17 protein-coding genes are annotated in these 18,136 nt (G+C 65.1%); 5 read left to right on the top strand and 12 right to left on the bottom strand.

Annotated elements, in window-relative coordinates; genetic code table 11:
- Positions 1-119: 119 nt before the first annotated feature.
- The 12 genes from urtA to cbiE form a co-directional block, all read right to left on the bottom strand.
- On the bottom strand, positions 120-1,385 hold the full coding sequence (gene urtA / locus LOY53_RS23860) for an urea ABC transporter substrate-binding protein (RefSeq protein ID WP_027592572.1): 1,266 nt from the start codon (positions 1,383-1,385) through the stop codon (positions 120-122).
- A gap of 269 nt (positions 1,386-1,654) precedes the next feature.
- The gene (cycA, locus tag LOY53_RS23855) at positions 1,655-3,061 is read right to left on the bottom strand and encodes a D-serine/D-alanine/glycine transporter (protein ID WP_099455417.1); all 1,407 of its coding nucleotides are present in this window, start codon (positions 3,059-3,061) and stop codon (positions 1,655-1,657) included.
- A 129-nt stretch (positions 3,062-3,190) separates the two neighbouring features.
- Entirely contained in the window at positions 3,191-4,555 is a 1,365-nt protein-coding gene (locus tag LOY53_RS23850) for a PepSY domain-containing protein (RefSeq protein WP_252825979.1), read from the bottom strand.
- A 58-nt stretch (positions 4,556-4,613) separates the two neighbouring features.
- Positions 4,614-6,680, bottom strand: coding sequence for a TonB-dependent copper receptor (locus LOY53_RS23845; protein ID WP_258703362.1), 2,067 nt, complete (start codon positions 6,678-6,680; stop codon positions 4,614-4,616).
- 65 nt (positions 6,681-6,745) lie between these two features.
- Complete coding sequence (locus LOY53_RS23840) at positions 6,746-7,177, bottom strand: DUF2946 domain-containing protein (RefSeq protein ID WP_252825977.1); 432 nt, start codon at positions 7,175-7,177, stop codon at positions 6,746-6,748.
- Positions 7,178-7,200: 23 nt separating this feature from the next.
- Positions 7,201-7,686, bottom strand: coding sequence for a copper chaperone PCu(A)C (locus tag LOY53_RS23835; protein ID WP_027592577.1), 486 nt, complete (start codon positions 7,684-7,686; stop codon positions 7,201-7,203).
- A 46-nt stretch (positions 7,687-7,732) separates the two neighbouring features.
- Complete coding sequence (locus LOY53_RS23830; protein WP_085272329.1) at positions 7,733-8,122, bottom strand: DUF2946 domain-containing protein; 390 nt, start codon at positions 8,120-8,122, stop codon at positions 7,733-7,735.
- 189 nt (positions 8,123-8,311) lie between these two features.
- A complete protein-coding gene (locus LOY53_RS23825; RefSeq protein ID WP_252825976.1) occupies positions 8,312-9,166 on the bottom strand; it encodes an SPFH domain-containing protein in 855 nt (284 codons plus the stop codon).
- A 26-nt stretch (positions 9,167-9,192) separates the two neighbouring features.
- The gene (locus LOY53_RS23820; protein WP_252825975.1) at positions 9,193-9,630 is read right to left on the bottom strand and encodes an NfeD family protein; all 438 of its coding nucleotides are present in this window, start codon (positions 9,628-9,630) and stop codon (positions 9,193-9,195) included.
- A 158-nt stretch (positions 9,631-9,788) separates the two neighbouring features.
- Positions 9,789-10,523, bottom strand: a complete 735-nt coding sequence (locus LOY53_RS23815; protein ID WP_252825974.1) for a cobalt-precorrin-6A reductase — start codon at positions 10,521-10,523, stop codon at positions 9,789-9,791.
- Positions 10,520-11,614, bottom strand: a complete 1,095-nt coding sequence (locus LOY53_RS23810) for a cobalt-precorrin-5B (C(1))-methyltransferase (RefSeq protein WP_252825973.1) — start codon at positions 11,612-11,614, stop codon at positions 10,520-10,522. Before LOY53_RS23810 ends, LOY53_RS23815 begins: the two co-directional genes overlap by 4 nt.
- A complete protein-coding gene (gene cbiE, locus LOY53_RS23805) occupies positions 11,607-12,818 on the bottom strand; it encodes a precorrin-6y C5,15-methyltransferase (decarboxylating) subunit CbiE (protein ID WP_258703361.1) in 1,212 nt (403 codons plus the stop codon). Before cbiE ends, LOY53_RS23810 begins: the two co-directional genes overlap by 8 nt.
- Before the next feature lie 132 nt (positions 12,819-12,950).
- Here cbiE and cobG point away from each other — a divergent pair, with 132 nt between their 5' ends.
- From cobG to LOY53_RS23780, 5 genes are all read left to right on the top strand, one after another.
- Entirely contained in the window at positions 12,951-14,282 is a 1,332-nt protein-coding gene (gene cobG / locus LOY53_RS23800; RefSeq protein WP_276534107.1) for a precorrin-3B synthase, read from the top strand.
- Positions 14,275-14,901, top strand: coding sequence for a precorrin-8X methylmutase (locus tag LOY53_RS23795; protein ID WP_027592587.1), 627 nt, complete (start codon positions 14,275-14,277; stop codon positions 14,899-14,901). The genes cobG and LOY53_RS23795 overlap by 8 nt, the downstream gene beginning before the upstream one ends.
- On the top strand, positions 14,898-15,632 hold the full coding sequence (locus LOY53_RS23790; protein WP_027592588.1) for a precorrin-2 C(20)-methyltransferase: 735 nt from the start codon (positions 14,898-14,900) through the stop codon (positions 15,630-15,632). The genes LOY53_RS23795 and LOY53_RS23790 overlap by 4 nt, the downstream gene beginning before the upstream one ends.
- Positions 15,620-17,317, top strand: a complete 1,698-nt coding sequence (cobJ, locus tag LOY53_RS23785) for a precorrin-3B C(17)-methyltransferase (protein ID WP_258703360.1) — start codon at positions 15,620-15,622, stop codon at positions 17,315-17,317. Before LOY53_RS23790 ends, cobJ begins: the two co-directional genes overlap by 13 nt.
- Positions 17,318-17,417: 100 nt before the next feature.
- Positions 17,418-18,101 carry a hypothetical protein gene (locus LOY53_RS23780; RefSeq protein WP_252825970.1) on the top strand — a complete coding sequence of 228 codons (684 nt, stop codon included), beginning with the start codon at positions 17,418-17,420 and terminating at the stop codon, positions 18,099-18,101.
- Positions 18,102-18,136 lie beyond the last annotated feature (35 nt).

The following is an 18,136-nucleotide window of genomic DNA, read 5'->3' as shown; positions in this document are numbered from 1 at the left end:
TGGAAATCGGCGGTGGATTCTTCGCGGAGCAAGCCCGCTCCCACAGGTCTGGTGCTGTTCTCGGGACCCTGTGGGAGCTGGCTTGCCAGCGAATGGGCTGCAAAGCAGCCCCAGTGCACTCAGTTACCTTTCACCGCATAGTCAGGGCGTTTGTCGTTGCCCGGGATGAACGGGCTCCAAGGCTGCGCCCGCAGCGGCTGCTCGGTTTCCCAGACCACGCTGAACTGCCCGTCATCTTGGATCTCGCCGATCATCACCGGCTTGTGCAGGTGGTGGTTGGTCTTGTCCATGGTCAGGGTGAAACCGGACGGCGCCTGGAAGCTCTGGCCAGCCAGTGCCTCGCGCACCTTGTCGACATCGGTGGACTTGGCTTTCTCAGCCGCCTGCGCCCACATGTGGATGCCCACATAAGTGGCTTCCATCGGGTCGTTGGTCACCGCCTTGTCGGCGCCCGGCAGGTTCTTGGCCTTGGCGTAGGCCTTCCAGTCGGCGACGAACTTCTGGTTGACCGGGTTATCCACCGACTCGAAGTAGTTCCACGCGGCCAGGTGGCCCACCAGCGGCTTGGTGTCGATGCCGCGCAGTTCTTCCTCACCCACCGAGAAGGCCACCACGGGCACGTCGGTGGCCTTCAGGCCTTGGTTGGCCAGCTCTTTGTAGAACGGCACGTTGGAGTCGCCGTTGACGGTGGAGATGACCGCTGTCTTGCCACCCGCGGAGAACTTTTTGATGTTGGCGACGATGGTTTGGTAATCGGCGTGGCCGAACGGGGTGTAGACCTCTTCGATGTCCTTGTCGGCCACGCCCTTGCTGTGCAGGAAGGCGCGCAGGATCTTATTGGTGGTGCGCGGGTAGACGTAGTCGGTGCCCAGCAGGAAGAAGCGCTTGGCGCTGCCGCCTTCTTCGCTCATCACGTATTCCACGGCGGGAATGGCCTGCTGGTTAGGCGCGGCGCCGGTGTAGAACACGTTCGGCGACATCTCTTCGCCTTCGTACTGCACCGGGTAGAACAGCAGGCCGTTGAGCTCCTCGAACACCGGCAGCACCGATTTGCGCGATACCGAGGTCCAGCAGCCGAACACCACGGCGACCTTGTCCTGGGTCAGCAGCTGGCGGCTCTTTTCGGCGAACAGTGGCCAGTTGGACGCTGGGTCGACCACCACCGCTTCGAGCATCTTGCCGTTCACACCGCCCTTGGCGTTGATCTGGTCGATGGTCATCAGCGCCATGTCCTTGAGCGACGTTTCGGAAATGGCCATGGTCCCGGACAGCGAATGCAGGATGCCGACCTTGATGGTCTCGGCGGCCTGGATGCTCCAGCTAAGACCCATCGCCGCAATCGATGCGCTGAGGGTAAAGGCCTTGATCAGACTGCGACGCTTCATGTGCTCTCTCCGCTGAGATTTTTTATGGTGTTGGCCAAGCGGGAGGGGCGTTGCAAGGGGTGTGCCGAGTGGCGGAAGGTGCGTAATAGAGGGGGTGTGCGAGGTGTTGGGGCGTTAGCGAGGTCCAGGTTGGTGCCCGGGACAGTGATGTGCACAGGATTGGGGCCGCTGTGCGGCCCATCGCAGGCAAGCCAGCTCCTACAAGAGATCGCGGTCGTCTGTAGGAGCTGGCTTGCCTGCGATGGGCTGCAAAGCAGCCCCATGCGGCATCAGCTGTTGCGCACCGCCGTGCGCGGATGGCGCTTACTGCGCACACCCTGGTAGGTCACTGCCAGCAGCACGAACCAGATCGGCGTCACCAGCAGCGCTGCGCGGGTGTCGTCTTCCAGGCTGAGCAGCACCAGAATGCCGGCAAAGAACACCAGGCACACGTAGCACATGAAGCGCCCGCCGGGCATTTTGTACTTCGACGCCTGGTGCAGCGCGGCGCGGCGTTTGCGGTAGCTAAGGTACGACAGCAGGATCAGCGTCCAGACGAACATGAACAGCACCGCCGACACCGTGGTGACCAGGGTGAACGCCTCGACCACATCGGGCACCAGGTAGATCAGCACCGCGCCCAACAGCAGGCAGGTGCAGGAAAAGTACAGGCCGTTGGCCGGCACGGCGCGCCGCGACAGCTTCTCGAACGCGCGGGGTGCATCGCCTTCCTGGGCGAGGCCGAACAGCATGCGGCTGGTAGAGAACACGCCACTGTTGGCCGACGAGGCGGCCGAGGTCAGCACCACGAAGTTGATGATGCTGGCCGCCGCTGGCAGGCCGGCCAGCACGAACAGTTCGACGAATGGGCTCTTGCCCGGCACCACATCGCGCCACGGGGTCACGGCCATGATCGCGATCAGTGCCAGCACGTAGAACACGATGATACGGATCGGGATCGAGTTGATCGCCCGTGGCAAGGTGCGTTCGGGGTTCTTCGCTTCCGCGGCGGTGGTGCCGACCAGCTCGATACCGACGAAGGCGAACACGGCAATCTGGAACCCGGCGAAGAAGCCCATCAGGCCATTGGGGAACATACCGCCGTCATTCCACAGGTTGGCCAGTTGCGCGGTGCGCCCGCTCGGCGATTCGAAGCCGCTGATGACCATGTACAGGCCGGTGGCGACCAGGCCGAGGATGGCGACGATCTTGATCAGCGCGAACCAGAACTCGAGCTCGCCGAACATCTTCACGGTAACCAGGTTCAGCGACAGCAGCACCGCCACGCAGGTCAGCGCGGGTATCCACTGCGGCAGGTCGGGGAACCAGAATTGCGTGTAGGCGGCGATCGCGACCACGTCGGCAATACCGGTGACTACCCAGCAGAACCAGTAGGTCCAGCCAGTGAAGTAGCCGGCCCAGGGGCCGAGCAGGTCGGCCGAGAAGTCGATGAACGACTTGTAGTTGAGGTTCGACAGCAGCAATTCGCCCATGGCGCGCATGACGAAGAACAGCATGAAGCCGATGATCATGTAGACGAAGATGATCGACGGGCCGGCGAGGCTGATGGTCTTGCCCGAGCCCATGAACAGGCCGGTGCCGATCGCGCCACCGATGGCGATGAGCTGAATGTGACGGTTGGTCAGGTTGCGCTGCAGATGCTGCTCTTCAGCGGGCGGGGAAGAGGTCCGGGTCATTGGCTGCATTCCATTGAGGGTCAGTCTTTTTGTGAAAGCCGAGTAGGCTAACACGGGCGTCCCAATTCGGGGCGCGACAGATCGACACGACCTTTGCGGTGCAGGGGGCTGCAAAGCAGCCCCTAGTCCTCAGGCGCTGGCCATTACCCTGCGCCGCACCACCAGGCTATCGACCAGCCACATCACCACCATCGACACCCCCACCAGCGGGAACATCACCCCCAACACCACCATCACCCCAACCGCCGTTTTCCAGCGCGGCAGGTCATGGCGCAGCGGCGGCACTCCCAGGCCGCCAGCCGGCCGGCGTTTCCACCACATCACCAGGCCACTGACCGAACCCAGCAAGATCATCAGGCACACCAGCAGAATGATGACCTGGTTGAACGCCCCAAACATCTTGCCCTCATGCAGCATCACGCCCAGCTCGGTGGCACGCGCAACCGGGCTGTAATCCTGCCAGCGCACGTCGGCCAGCACCTTGCCGGTGTACTGGTCGACATGCAGGGTGGCATCGTTGCGCGGGTCATCGGCGAATACCGCAACGGTGAACACGCCGTCGGCCGTGGTCGGCAAGGTAATGCTGTAGCCCGGTTCGACCTGGCGCGCAGTGGCGATGTCCTCGACCTGCTGCAGGCTCACCTGCGGCGCTGCCGGGGCATTCGACATCATGTGATGCCCGGCATGTTCGGCATGGGCGCCGGACTGCGGCATGGGGGTGTTTTCCATTGCCCAGGGCACGGTCTGGCGATGGGCGCTGTTGAGCTCACCTGCCTGCTGATCGGACTTGGGTACGTCGTTCCACATCGCGGCCGGGAAGCGGTTCCACAGATCGGCGTATTGCTTGCCCCACAGGCCAGTCCAGGTCATGCCACTGAGCAGCATCAGCAGCAGCAGGGCCGAGCCCCAAAACCCCGTCACTGCATGCAGGTCACGCCACAGCAGCCGACCGCGTGCGGAAAAACGCGGCCACAGCACGCCCGCGCTGTTGCGCCCACGTGGCCACCAGAGGTACAGGCCGGACACCACCAGCACGATGCCCCAGCCTGCCGCCAGCTCCACCAGGCGGTCACCGACCGTGCCGACCATCAACTCGCCGTGCAAGGCACGGGCTATCGCTTGCAGGTTCTGCTTGCCGTCCTGCGCACCGAGCAGTTTGCCGCTGTAGGGGTCGACGAACACGTTCAGTTCACGGCCGCCGTCATGCACCACGAACTGCGCGCTACGTTCGCCATTCAGGGGCGGCAGGTACTGCCCCACATGGCCTTGCGGATACGCCTGGCGTACCTCGGCCAGCATCACATCCGCGGCCTGTCGGTGATGGCCGGCTTCGACCACCATCAGGTCGCGGTACAGCAGCGGGTCGAGCTGCGGCTTGAACAGGTAGATGATCCCGGTGAGCGCCAGCAGGATCATGAACGGGGCGACGAACAGCCCCGCGTAAAAGTGCCAACGCCAGGCCAGGTTGTAGAAAGAGATGCGTGTTCCGCGCATGGGAACCTCCTGTTTGACCAGGTGAGGGGCGCGACCGTGGCCGCGCCCGTTGTTGTTGTCAGAAGCTGAAATCGACCTTGGTCCAGAAGGTCCTGCCTGGCTCGTTCACCGGCTGTGGATCTGTGGCCGGGTAGCCGAACCCGGCGTTCCCGGCCAGGTTCAAGTGCTCGGCGTAGGTGTTGTCGAACAGGTTGTCGACCCCTGCGCTGAGCTTGAGGTTGTTGTTCACCTTGTAGGCACCATTGAGCGAGAACACACCAAAGCCCGCGCTCTTTTCGTAGTCCTTGCCGACCACGTTGCCTTGGTTCTCGGCGATGCGGTTTTGCGCGGCCACCAGCCGCCACAGTGCACCCACACTCCAGACGTCGCGGCTGTAGGTCAGGCCCAGGCGGCTTTCCAGGGGCGGCATTTGAGGTAGCGCTTTGCCATCACTGCTGTTCTTGCCCCAAGCGTAGGCCAGGGTAGCGTCGGCCTTCCAGTTTTCGCTGAGCTTGTAAGCCGCGCCCACTTCGCCGCCCATGATGCGGGCGTCGATGTTCTGGGCCTGGGACGTGCTCATGCCCATCATGCCAGTGCGGTAGTCGAACAGGATGTAGTCACGGATTTGCCCGACATAACCCGAGGCCCAGGCTTCGAGGCGGGCGTCGCGGTACTGGATGCCGAAGTCGAGCTGGGTGGTCTTTTCTGGCTTGATGCCGTCGAAGGCGTTGGCTGCGCCGGCTGGCGCCAACTTGGGCGAGAACAGCTCCCAGTAGTCGGGGAAGCGCTGGGCGTGGCCGAGGCCGACGTAGGTGGTGGCGGGGATGGCCGCCAGGTCATGTTCGTAACGGACGAAACCGCTGGGCAGGGTGTCTGCGCGGGTGTCGCCTTCGGTGGCGCTGCCTTTGCGGAAGTCGCGGGCCGAGGCGCGGTCCAGGCGGGCGCCGGTGATCAGCCGGTCCTCGTCACTGACGTACCAGGTCAGCTCACTGAAGGCACCGTAGTTGTGGAAATCGGCATCCTTGGTCCAGGCCTGACCTTTGTGCGCATCGACGCCCATGCCGCCGCGCTTGCGGTGTTCGTTGGTCTGCGCATCGATACCGCTGACCAGTTGCACGTCGGCCCAGCGCCAGGTCGCCTTGACCCTGGCGCCCATCGTACGGCGGTCGACGTTGCTGACCATCGGCATGCCCATCATGCCGCTGCCCGAGGGCGTGCGCAGGCTGTAGTTGTCCATCACGTGGTCGGCGTAGTTGTAGTAGACCTGTGCCTCGACCTTGTCGAGCACCTCGCCGAGGTTGGACTTCTCGAAGCGCAGCCCAAGGCTTTCACGCTTGAACTGCGAGCCGTCCATGCCGCGCCCGGCATAGCGTGCTTCGCCATCGCCCTTGCCCGCGGTGAGTTCCAGCAGGGTGTCCTGGTCGGGGGTCCAGCCAAGGGTCACATCGCCGTTCCACTTGTCCCAGCGCGAGGGCACGGTGTCATCGTTGCCGGCGTGGTAGTCGTCCGAGCGCGACTGGTTGCCGACGAAGCGGGCGTAGGCCTGGCTGTTGCCTGCGGCGGCGTCCAGCACTTTGTCGAAGCGGCCATTGGAGCCGGCCAACAGGCTTGCGTTGACGCGGCTGCCGAGGGTGCCGAACTGTTCGGGCTCACGCTCGAAGAGGATGGTGCCGGCCGAACCGCCAGGCCCCCAGATCACGCTTTGCGGGCCTTTGATCACGGTCAGGCGGTCGTAGGTTTCTGGGGAGATGTACGAGGTGGGGGCATCCATGCGGTTGGGGCAGGCGCCCAGCATGACGCCGCCATTGGTGAGGATGTTCAGGCGTGAACCGAACATGCCGCGCAATACCGGGTCGCCGTTGGTGCCGCCGGAGCGGATGGCCGAGAAGCCGGGGATGGTCTTGAGGTAGTCGGCCCCGTCGCTGGCCGGTACCGGCTGGCGAGGGTCTTTCGGGTTGGTGACCACGGTCAGCGGCGAGCTGGGCGCCACGGCAGTGATCACCGTCGGGCTCAACTCGGGTGCGTCGTGCGCGTGGTCAGCGTGGCCGAGGTCGCTGGCCAGGGCCACGGGCGCGAGCAGCGAACCGCATACGGCGGCGATGGCCCCACGCAGGGACAGGGCAAAAACAGGGGTGCAGCCGGACATAATGATTCCAGTCGATCAGTCATGAGTGGGCGCGAAGCCTCCTGGCTCCGTGCGAACAATGGGTTTCAGACGCTGATCGAGGAAGGCGGTGCGCGGCTGCGTGCGCCAGGGAATACAGCCTGCCGGGCATGCCCCTGGTGCGTGGCGGCAGTAAGGTGGGTGGTGGGTACTACGATGCTGGCACTGAGCGGGCTGAGGGTTTGTGGCAGTGCGGGGCAGTTGAACAGCAGGCTGCAGTAACCGCACTTTTCCCACATCACATGCAATTGGCCATCGTCACCGTGGCCGTGATGGGGGGCGGCGCCATGCTGATGCCCGGTGGGCATCGACATGTCCATCGGCATGTTCATGCCGGCGTGGTGATCCATCGGCATCGACTGGGAAATCAGCGGTCCGATGAAGATCATCCACATGGCGAACAGGCTCAGCCATCCGCCACCGACGCGCCTGCGTTCAGGGCGGGTGGTACGGCTGAGGCTGTTGCGCGGCAGGCTCATGGCGAGTGCCTGTCAGCTAATGGTCAGTGCGCGTGTTCGTGGGCCTGGGGCGTTCCCGAGGGCGCCTCTTTCTGCACAGCGACTTCGACGGTGACGTCACCGGCTTTTTCAAAATGCAGGGTCAGCGGGAAACGCTTGCCGTCGGTGAGCAGGCTGCGGTCTTTCGGCTGCATCAGCATCACGTGGTAGGCGCTGGGGGCGAAGGTCACCTCCTTGCCAGCGGGCACTACCACGTTGGGCACCTGCTGCATCTTCATGGTGCCGCTGGCCGTCATGGCGTGCTCGTGCAATTGGGCGTCGTCGCTGATAGGGCTGTCGACACTGAGCAGGCGATCATCCGCCTGGCCATTGTTGTGCACGACGAAATACGCGGCGACGTTGGGTGCATTCGGTGGCAGTTGCAGCGACCAGGGGTGCGCGATGTGCAGGTCGCCCACGGTGTATTCGTGGGCAGTGGCGAAGGCGCTGGGCAGCAGCAGGGCAGCCACGACGAGAGCGTGCTTGAGCATGGTGAGTCTCCGATCTGTTCAGGTTCAGGCAGACAGCGTGAGCAACTCAGACCAAAGGGGAGGCGCGGGGGTTGAGCGCGGGCCATAGCTGGCGCGGCGTGGGTTGGTAATCGGCAAGCTGCGGCGAGTGCCCGGCGTGCAGGGGCGGCGGGTTATGCAGCTGTGGCGGATAGCCCGGCAAGGCCAGCAGCGGGGCGGCACCGGAGCAACACCAGCAGTTCATCATGCTCGCGCTGTCATCGCTCTGCGGGCCGAGGTCGATCTTGGCCAGGGCCTGGACGTCGACCTTGGCCTTGTTGGCCATGCTGGAACAGAACGCCCCCCACAGCAACTGCTCGGCCGGGCCCTTGGGCGCGGCAGAGGACAGCGGCATGGCCAGCAGGTTGAACAGCACTGCTAGGCAGGCTATCCAGGCAATGTGCCGACGTGGGGGCATGGAGAGATCCGGTCAGGAATCGTGGTGGCTATTGTAAGGCGCAGTATAGGTAAAAAAGGTGGGGTGCGGTGAAGTGACGCAGTTGGCGGGGGTTTCTGGGGCTGCTCTGCAGCCCATTCGCGGGGCAAGCCCGCTCCCACAAGTGCAGCGTACAGCCCCGCGAATGGCCGCAGAGCGGCCCCGGCATTCTCAAGCCTTGTTGCGGCCCATCAAGCCGCGCACGGTTTCCTGCAGGTCAGCCGGCAGCACCACGACTTTGGCATTGTCGCTGCTGGCCAGGTTCTCCATCGCGCCGATGTACCGTTCGCCCAGCAAGTACATGGCCGGCACGGTCTCGTTACCCACCGCGTCCTTGACCAGCGAAATCGCCCGCGCCGAAGCCTCGGCCAGGTTGATTTGCGCCTCGGCGTCCAGCTTGGCCGATTGCAGGCGCGCTTCTGCCTCGAGGATCGCGGCCTGTTTGGCACCTTCGGCGCGGGTCACGTCGGCTTTACGCTCACGCTCGGCGGCGGCCTGGCGCTCCATGGCCAGTTGCATGTTCTGTGACGGCTTGATGTCCTGGATTTCTACCGAGCGCACAGTCACGCCCCAGTCTTCGGTCTGCTCGGACATCGCTTCGCGCAGGCGTGCTTTGATCTGCTCACGGCTGGACAGGGCCTCGTCCAGGTCCATGGCCCCGACGATGGCACGCAGCGAGGTCATGGTCAGGCTGGTGACAGCGAAGGAGAAGTTCTGCACGCCGTAGGAGGCCTTCTGTGGGTCGACTACTTTGGCGAAGCACAGGGCATTGGCGACGATCACCGCGTTGTCTTTGGTGATGATTTCCTGCTCTTGCACATCGAGGATGATGTCTTTGGTGGGCAGGCGGTAGGCGACCACGTCCACGTAAGGAATGACGATGTTCAGGCCGGGCTTGAGTGTGTTGTTGTAGCGGCCCAGGCGCTCGACGATCCACTCTTCGCCCTGAGGCACGATACGCACCCCCTTGAACACGGTGATCAGGACGAACAGGGCGAGGGCGCCCACGACGATAAGGCTGGTCATGATACGAACTTCCTTTTAGTACGGATTCAGGCCCGGATGACGCGGGCGGTGTTCCCTTCGATGGCGGTAAGGCGTACGCGCTCGCCGGACGGGATGTCAGTGTCGGCGACGCATACCCATTCTTCGTTGCCGAGGATTGGCTTCTGGAAACGCACGCGGCCTTTCTGGAATTCGGAAACGCTGGCGGTTAGCAGGCCGACTTCGCCAATCACGCTGTCGGCTGTCCAGCGCACATCTGGCTTCTTGTTTCGAAACACCTTGAACCACAGCGCAGTGGTGACTGAAGAAAGCAGCACCCACAGCAGCATCTGCATATCCAGTTGCAAGCTGGGCGCGGCGAGCGAGATGAGCGAAACCAGCACGGCGCCGATGCCGAACCAGAGAATGAAGAACGTGGGCAGGACCAGTTCGAGCAGGATCAGCGCGATACCGAAGACCAGCCAGATCCACCATTGCATGTCCATATGAGTGAAGCCTTCCGGGGGAGAGGGCTGAAGTCTAAGGCAGCGGTTAGGCTAAAGGCTATTCAGACAGAATGAAGTTTGATGTAGGAACAGGCCGATTTTCGGGGCCGGGCGTGCGTACGGTGGGCGCCAAAGCAACTTGCGGTCTTTCCGAAGGCCTACATCGCTTCTCGCTCTGCTTGGACTGCAGCCATCAACGCTTCTCCAGAGGCATACTCGCGGTCCACATCAGGCAGAGCTGGACGCTTCAGAATCAATACGGGAACCCCAAGTTCTCTCGCCACCTCAAGCTTCGGCTCTGTCGCTAGGCTGCCGCTGTTCTTGCTGATGAGCACATCAATACCTCGCGTTTCAAAAAGGTTCCGTTCGTCTTCAATGCGAAATGGTCCCCGGGCACCGATGATCTCGCAACGTTCATTACCGGGGCAGGCCTCCAGTGCGCGCAAGGACCAGAACTGGTCCGGCGGGATCTCTGCCAGGTGTTGCAGCGGCTCGCGGCCCAGGGTGAACAGCGGCCGCCGGAATGGCGCGAGCGCCTCGATCAGCCCCGCCCAGTCGTCCACTTCGCGCCAATCGTCACCCGGCTGTGCCTGCCAGGCGGGGCGGCGCAGCGCCCAGCAGGGGATACCTGCGCTACGTGAAGCGAGGGCGGCGTTGCGGCTGATCTGTGCGGCATAAGGGTGGGTGGCATCGATCAGCAGGGTAATGCCCGCCTCGCGCAGGTATTGGGCAAGGCCTTCAGCACCGCCATAGCCACCGACGCGCACCTGGCAGGTCAGGTCCTGTGGTACGCGGCCGATGCCCGCGAGGCTGTAGACGTGCTGCGGGCCCAACTGGCGGGCGATGGCCAGGGCCTCGGTAACGCCGCCCAGCAGCAGGATGCGCGCGCTCATTGCACACCTGCCTGGCCGACGATGCCGCCTTGGCGGTCGATGGCGAACACCTCTACCTGCACCTGCGGCGGCACCACGCTGCGAGCGAAGGCCAGCGCGTGCGCGCAGACGGCGTCGCCCAGGGCGATGCCTGCAGCATGCGCCAGCGCCAGGGCTTGCTGGCTGGTGTTGGCGGCGATGATCGCGGCCTGAAGGTTTGCGTCGGCGCCGATATTCGCCGCCCAGCCGGCCAACTGCGGCAGGTCGATGCTTGAGTGGCGGCTGTGCAGGTCCATGTGCCCGGCCGCCAGCTTGCTGATCTTGCCGAACCCCCCGCACAGGCTCAGGCGTGGTACCGGCACCTTGCGCAGGTGCTTGAGCACGGCGCCGACGAAGTCGCCCATCTCGATCAGGGCGATTTCCGGCAGGCCGTAAACCCGGCGCATGGTGTCTTCGCTGGCGTTGCCGGTGCAGGCGGCGATGTGCGTGTAGCCGTTGGTGTGGGCGACGTCGATGCCCTGATGGATCGAGGCGATGTAGGCCGCGCAGGAAAACGGCCTGACGATACCGCTAGTGCCCAGAATCGACAGCCCGCCGAGGATGCCCAGGCGCGGGTTCATGGTTTTCAGTGCCAGCTGTTCACCGCCCTGAACATTGACCGTGACTTCGAAACCGCCGCGGTAGGCGCACTCGTCAGCCAGGCGTTGCAGGTGTTCGCCCATCATGCGCCGGGGCACTGGGTTGATCGCCGGTTCGCCCACTGCCAGCACCAGCCCCGGGCGTGTCACGGTGCCGACGCCTTGGCCTGCGACGAAGCGGATGCCGGGCTCTGCCAGCAGGCGGACCTGGCTGAACAGCAGGGCACCATGGGTTACGTCGGGGTCGTCGCCGGCGTCCTTGAGCGTGCCGGCTTCGGCGCTTTCGCCGTCACGGCGGCAAAACTCCAGGCGCATCTGCACGACCTTGCCCTTGGGCAGGGTGATGCTCACGGCGTCGCTGCAGACGCCGGTCAGCAGCAGACGCGCCGCCGCGAGGCTGGTGGCGGTGGCGCAGCTGCCGGTGGTCAGGCCGCTGCGCAGGGGCGCGGGCTGCTCGTGGGTTTCTTCACGCATCGAGGGGCTTCACCACATCGAGCAAGGTGATTGGCAGTGCCTGGCGCCAGGTGTCGAACGTGCCCAGCGGCTGCGCATGGGCAACATGAATACGGGTCAGTTCACCACCGTGTCGCTCGCGAAAGTGCGCCAGAGCCAGTTCGCTTTGCAGGGTGACCGCGTTGGCCACCAGTCGTCCGCCGGGGCGCAGCCGCTGCCAGCACAGGTCGAGCACGCCTTCACGCGTTACCCCGCCGCCAATGAAGACCGCGTCGGGCTGCTCAAGCCCTGCCAAGGCTTCAGGCGCCTTGCCACGGACCAGTTGCAGGCCGGGCACGCCCAGCGCATCGCGATTGTGCTCGATAAACCCCTGGCGCCCTGCGTCGGCCTCGATGGCCAGCGCTCGGCAGGCGGGGTGGGCGCGCATCCACTCGATGCCGATCGAGCCGCAGCCGGCGCCCACGTCCCACAGCAGCTCGCCGGGCAGGGGGGCGAGGCGGGCCAGGGTGATGGCGCGGACATCGCGCTTGGTCAGTTGGCCGTCGTGCTGGAAGGCGCTGTCCGGCAGCCCGGCGACCCGCGGCAGGCGCGGGGCATCGGGCGCGGCGAGGCATTCGATGGCCACCAGGTTGAGCGCTGCAACCTGGGTGTGAGGCCAGTCCTGGGCGGTGCCGGCCAGTGCGCGTTCATCGGTGCCACCCAGGTGTTCGAACACACGCAGGCGGCTCGGCCCGAAGCCACGCTCGCACAGTTGTGCGGCGATTGCTGCGGGGCTGTCACCGTCGTTGCTCAGTACTAGCAGGCGGGCGCCGCTGTGCAGGTGTGCATTGAGCGCCGCCAGCGGCCGGGCGACCACCGACACCACCAGCACGTCCTGCAGCGGCCAGCCGAGGCGGGCGGCGGCCAGTGCACACGAGGACGGCATCGACAGCACCTGCATCTCGCTGGCGGACACCTGGCGCGCCAGGCTGGCACCGACGCCGAAGAACATCGGGTCGCCGCTGGCCAACACGCAGACCGGTTCGCCGCGCTGGGCCAGCACGGGCGCCAAAGAGAAAGGGGTTGGCCAAAGCAGCCGCTCGCCGACCACACAGCGCGGCAGTAAAGCCAGTTGGCGCGAGCTGCCGAAGATCCGCGAAGCGCCCAGCAGGGCACGCCGGGCCTGCTTGCCAAGGCCATTGAAGCCGTCTTCGCCGATGCCTACTACTGTCAGCCAGGGTGCCATGTGTTTCAATCCGCCATTTCTGAGGCCGCTTCGCGCCCCGGGTAAACGATAAGCTCGACCACCGGCTTTTCATGCCGCCGGACAAAGCAGGCATAATACCGCGCCTTCTACACTCAAGCGCACTTTCACAGATTGCCGGACACCCCTTTGAAGCAGGCCCAAGCCCCCGACGTTTCACCTCGCCCCTCGGCCTGCCCGGGGTTGTGGCGCATCGTCAGTGCCCGTGATGGCGGGATTTGCCGCATCAAGCTGCCGGGTGGCCTGCTGCTGGCCGACCAGGCCGATGCCGTGGCCGAGGCTGCCGAGCGCTTTGCCGGTGGCGTGATCGAGGCAACCAACCGCGGCAACCTGCAGATTCGCGGTATTGGCAGCGACCACCAGGGCCTGGTCGCCAGGCTGCTCGCGGCGGGCCTGGGCCCGCGCGAAGCCGCCGGTGACGATGTGCGCAACCTGATGCTCAGCCCGCTGGCCGGGCATGACCCCGCCATGTTGCTGGATGCCCGGCCGCTGGCGGGGCAGATCCTCGACCTGCTGGAAGGCACACCGCGGTTTCACCAGTTGTCGGCGAAGTTCGCCGTGCTACTGGATGCCGGCGAAGGCTTGGCGATGCTTGAGCACCCGCATGACCTGTGGCTCTCGGCGCTGCCTATCGAGCAGCGGACGTGGCTGGCGTTTGGCCTGGCGGGCTGCCCCGCCGATGGCCAGGTGCTCGGGGCGGTGCCGGTGGAGCAGGGCCTTGCTCTGGTGCGCGCGGTGCTGGAGCGCTTCCTTGACCTGGCCGCTGTGGACCAGTCGCGCATGCGCCAGCTGCTCGAATGCTGTTCCCCCGCGTCGTTCGTCGAAGGGCTCGGCCTGGACATCCGCCGCGATGCCGCCGTGCTTGAATGGCGCCGCCCGACGCGCCAGCCCGAGTGGCTGGGTGTGTTGCCACAAGCCCACGGTCTCGCCCTGGGCGTTGCTCCGCCGCAGGGCCGCTTGACCCCCGAGATGCTGCGGGGTGCCGCGCGCATCGCCCGGCACCTGGGCGACGGCAGCCTGCGCCTGAGCCCTTGGCAAAGCCTGGTGCTGACCAATCTCGACCCGGACCAGATCACGCAAGCCCAGGGCGAGTTGTCCACGCTGGGCCTGCTGTGCCACTGCCATGAGCCACTGGCCCGCATCAGCGCCTGCACCGGCAGCAGTGGCTGCGCCAAGGCACAGGGCGAGACCAAGGCCGATGCCGTGGCCTTGGCCGCGCTGCTGGGCCCTGGCGTGCCGGGCAGCGTGCACCTCTCCGGTTGCCCCCGATCCTGCGCCGTGGCCCATGTTGCCCCGGCCACCTTGCTGGCCCGTTCACCGGGCCGTTACGACCTGTATATGCGCGATGCGCGCCTGCCGGGCTTCGGCGCCCTGCGTGGCATCGACCTCACCTTGAACGAAGCAGGCGCCATGCTCGACCTGCCGACGGAGCACCTTGATGATTGACTACATCCGCGATGGTCAGGAGATCTATCGCAATTCCTTCCGTATCATCCGTGAGGAAGCCCGACTCGAGCGGATACCCGCAGACCTCGAAAAGCTCGCCGTGCGCGTGATCCATGCCTGCGGCATGGTCGAAGCTATCGACGGCCTGCAGTTCTCCGAAGGGGCCGGCCGCGCCGGCCGTGAAGCCCTGGCCAAGGGCGCGCCGATCCTCTGCGATGCGCACATGGTCGCCGAAGGCATCACCCGCGCGCGCCTGCCCGCCGACAACAAAGTGGTCTGCACCTTGCGCGACCCGAGCGTGCCTGGCCTGGCCAAAGACGCCGGCAATACCCGTTCCGCCGTGGCCCTGGAGCTGTGGCGGCCGTACCTGGAAGGCAGCGTGGTGGTGATCGGCAACGCCCCGACCGCGCTGTTCTACCTGCTGGAGATGATCGACGCCGGCGCACCCAAGCCTGCGCTCATCCTCGGCTTCCCGGTCGGTTTCGTCGGTGCGGCCGAATCCAAGGCGATGCTCGCCGCCGACAGCCGTGGCGTGCCGTTCGTGATCATGCAAGGCCGCCTGGGCGGTAGCGCGATGGCCGCCGCCGCAGTCAACGCCCTTGCCACGGAGGTGGAATGATGGCGCCACGTGGACGTCTGCTCGGCCTGGGCGTAGGCCCCGGCGACCCTGAACTGATCACCGTCAAGGCGCTGCGCCTGTTGCGCGAGGCGCCGGTGGTTGGCTACTTCGTGGCCAAGGGCAAGCGCGGCAATGCGTTTGGCATCATCGAGGCGCACCTGCAGCCAGAGCAGACCTTGCTGCCGCTGGTCTACCCGGTCACCACCGAGGCCCTGCCGGCACCGCTGTCCTATGAACAGGTGATCAGCGACTTCTATGATGAAGCCAGCGTGCAGGTTGCCGAGCACCTGGACGCCGGCCGCGATGTGGCGGTGATCTGCGAGGGCGACCCGTTCTTCTACGGCTCCTACATGTACCTGCATGACCGCCTGGCGCAGCGCTATGAGGCTGAGGTGATTCCTGGCGTCTGCTCGATGCTCGGGGGCGCCTCGGTGCTCGGCGCGCCGTTGGTGTACCGCAACCAGAGCCTGTCAGTGCTGTCGGGCGTGCTGCCGGCCGAGGAGCTCAAGCGGCGCCTGGCCGATGCTGACGCCGCGGTGATCATGAAGCTGGGCCGCAACTTCCCCAAGGTGCGTGACGTGCTGGCCGAGCTCGGCCTGGACGAGCGTGCGCTGTATGTCGAGCGCGCGACCATGGCCAACCAGAAGATCGTGCCGCTGGCGGACGTCGACCCCCTGTCGTCGCCGTACTTTTCGCTGATCATCGTGCCGGGTGAAAAATGGCAGGGATGAGCATGCACCAGGCACCGGCAATCGTCATCTTGGGCCCAGGCAGCCTGGCCACGGCGCAGCGTATTCAGCAGCGTTATCCACAGGCGGTGATTCATGGCCTGAGTGGCCGTGTCGAGGGCGCCGATCAAGCGTACGCCTCGTTTGGCGACACCCTGCGCACGCTGTATCAGCAGGACACCCCGATCATCGCCCTGTGCGCCGCCGGTATCGTCATCCGCAGCTTGGCCAGCGTGCTCAGCGAGAAAGGCGTCGAGCCGCCCGTACTGGCGGTGGCTGAGGATGGCAGCGCAGTCGTGCCGCTGCTCGGTGGCTTGAGTGGTGTGAACGTGATGGCGCGCGAGATTGGCGAGGCACTGGGCGTGGCGGCTGCGATCACCACCAGTGGCGAGCTGCGTTTCGGCACCTGCCTGCTGAACCCGCCACAGGGCTATGCGCTGGCGGATATCGAGCAAGGCAAGCGCTTTGTCTCCGACCTGTTGGCCGGCGAGACGGTGCGCGTCGAAGGGGATGCGCCGTGGCTGGATAAGGCGCAGTTGCCTGCCAGCGAATTGGCCCGGCGCACGATTCATGTCGGCCATCAGGCACGCGCGAGCAGCTGGGACGAGTTGCTGATCCACCCACGTTCGGTGGTGGTGGGCGTCGATACTGCTGACCTGCAGGGCATTCGCGCAGCGCTAAATGACGCGGGCATTGCCGAGCAGTCGTTGGCCTGCCTGCTGGCGAGCGAGCACGCCATGGCCGATGCCGCCTTGCACGAGGCGGCGCAGGCGCTTGGTGTGGCGCTGCGTTTCGCGGTCAAGCCTGGCGACCTGCGTGGCATGGTGGCCCAGGCGCTGCCTGACGCGCAGTTGATCGAGCAGGCCAATGCCGTCATCGCAGTGGCTTCGGCACCGGTGGATGCCGAGCTGATTGGCCGCCGCCGTGGCCGCTTGGCGGTGATCGGCCTCGGCCCTGGCGCTGCCGAGTTGATGGTGCCGGCGGTCAAGGCAGAGCTGGCACGCGCCCAGGACATCCTCGGCTACGAAACCTACGTGCGCATGGCCGGGCCGTTCCGTGCAGACCAAGTGCAGCATTGCACCGACAACCGCGAAGAGATGCAGCGTGCTCGCCATGCTTTCGAGCTTGCTGCACAAGGGCGCTCGGTGGTGGTGGTGTCGTCGGGTGACCCGGGTGTCTTCGCCATGGCCGCCGCCGTGCTCGAAGCACTGCACGCCTCCAGCGACCCGGCCTGGCAGCGGGTCGATCTGGAGATCCTGCCGGGTGTTTCGGCGTCGCTGGCCACCGCCGCCCAGGCGGGGGCACCGCTGGGGCACGACTTCTGCGTGATGTCGCTGTCGGACAACCTCAAGCCGTGGTCGGTCATCGAGCATCGCCTGGACCTGGCGGCCCAGGCCGACCTGGTCCTGGCGTTCTACAACCCGATTTCCCGCTCGCGGCCTTGGCAGCTGGGGCGTGCGCTGGAGATCGTGCGACAGCACCGCGATGGGAACACACCTGTAGTCCTTGGCCGCGACATCGGTAGGCCAGGGCAGACACTCAAGGTGGTCTCCCTGGCCGAACTGGTGCCAGAAATGGTCGACATGCGCACCATGGTCTTGCTGGGTTCTTCCACGACCTGTCAGTTCGCCAAAGCCGATGGCACCCAGTGGGTGTACACGCCGCGTTGGTACCCGACCGCCGGGTGAGGCGCCGAGGGAACCCGTTCATGCCTGTACCCCGGTCGTTTGCAGCATAGGGTGAAGGCCCCTCGACGATACCCGTCGGGGGCCTTCAAGGATTCTGCACATGACCGAAGAAAGCACTAACCGCAGCTTGGCTGTTGTCGAACAATCGCTGCTGGCGCTCAGCGCAGGCATGTCGGCGCAAAGCCGGCGCGATGCCAAAACCACCTTCCAGTTTTCGTCTCTCGTGGCCTCCAAACTGTATAACCGCGACGGTGAGTCCGAAGCCTGGTTCAACAAGTTCCTGGAAACCATGCGCACCGTGGGTTGGGTTGCGGGCAAACGTTCCTACGAGCGCGACTATGACACTAGCCGTTCGCTGACCCTGGGCCCGATTGCCTTCAAGGTCGCCAGTGCCGCGGGTAAAGCACTGCTCGGTGGGCCAGTGGGCGAAGCCATGGCTAAGCTGGCTGGTGATGCCATCAATGCGCTGGGCAATATCGAGGAAGCGCAGAAGATCTTCCAGCAAAACCTCAAAGGTAATCCGGTTGCGACCACGGGGCTGGGGGCATGCATCGAAACCCCCGAGGGTGAGCTGTTCATGCTGGTCAACGCGTTCAGTGCCTCGCCGAGCGAAAACGACCTGAATACTACGGTGTTCGAATGGAAGAGTTCGAGCAAGGACCGCTACTGCGGTTCAGCCGTACTCAGCTTCAACGAAGTGGTCTACACCGCCGAGGTGCGTGCAGCGATCGAGAAGCGGTTGATCGACAGGGCCATCAAGGCGGCCACCGAACAAGACTTCTGACATTGAACGGGGCCTTTCGAGCCCCGTACTTCTCT

The sequence above is a fragment of the Pseudomonas sp. B21-031 genome (assembly GCF_024748985.1).
Classification (GTDB): Bacteria; Pseudomonadota; Gammaproteobacteria; order Pseudomonadales; family Pseudomonadaceae; genus Aquipseudomonas; species Aquipseudomonas kermanshahensis.
The sequence above is the reverse complement of the archived record's forward strand: the minus strand, read 5'-3'. Positions and strand labels throughout refer to the sequence as shown.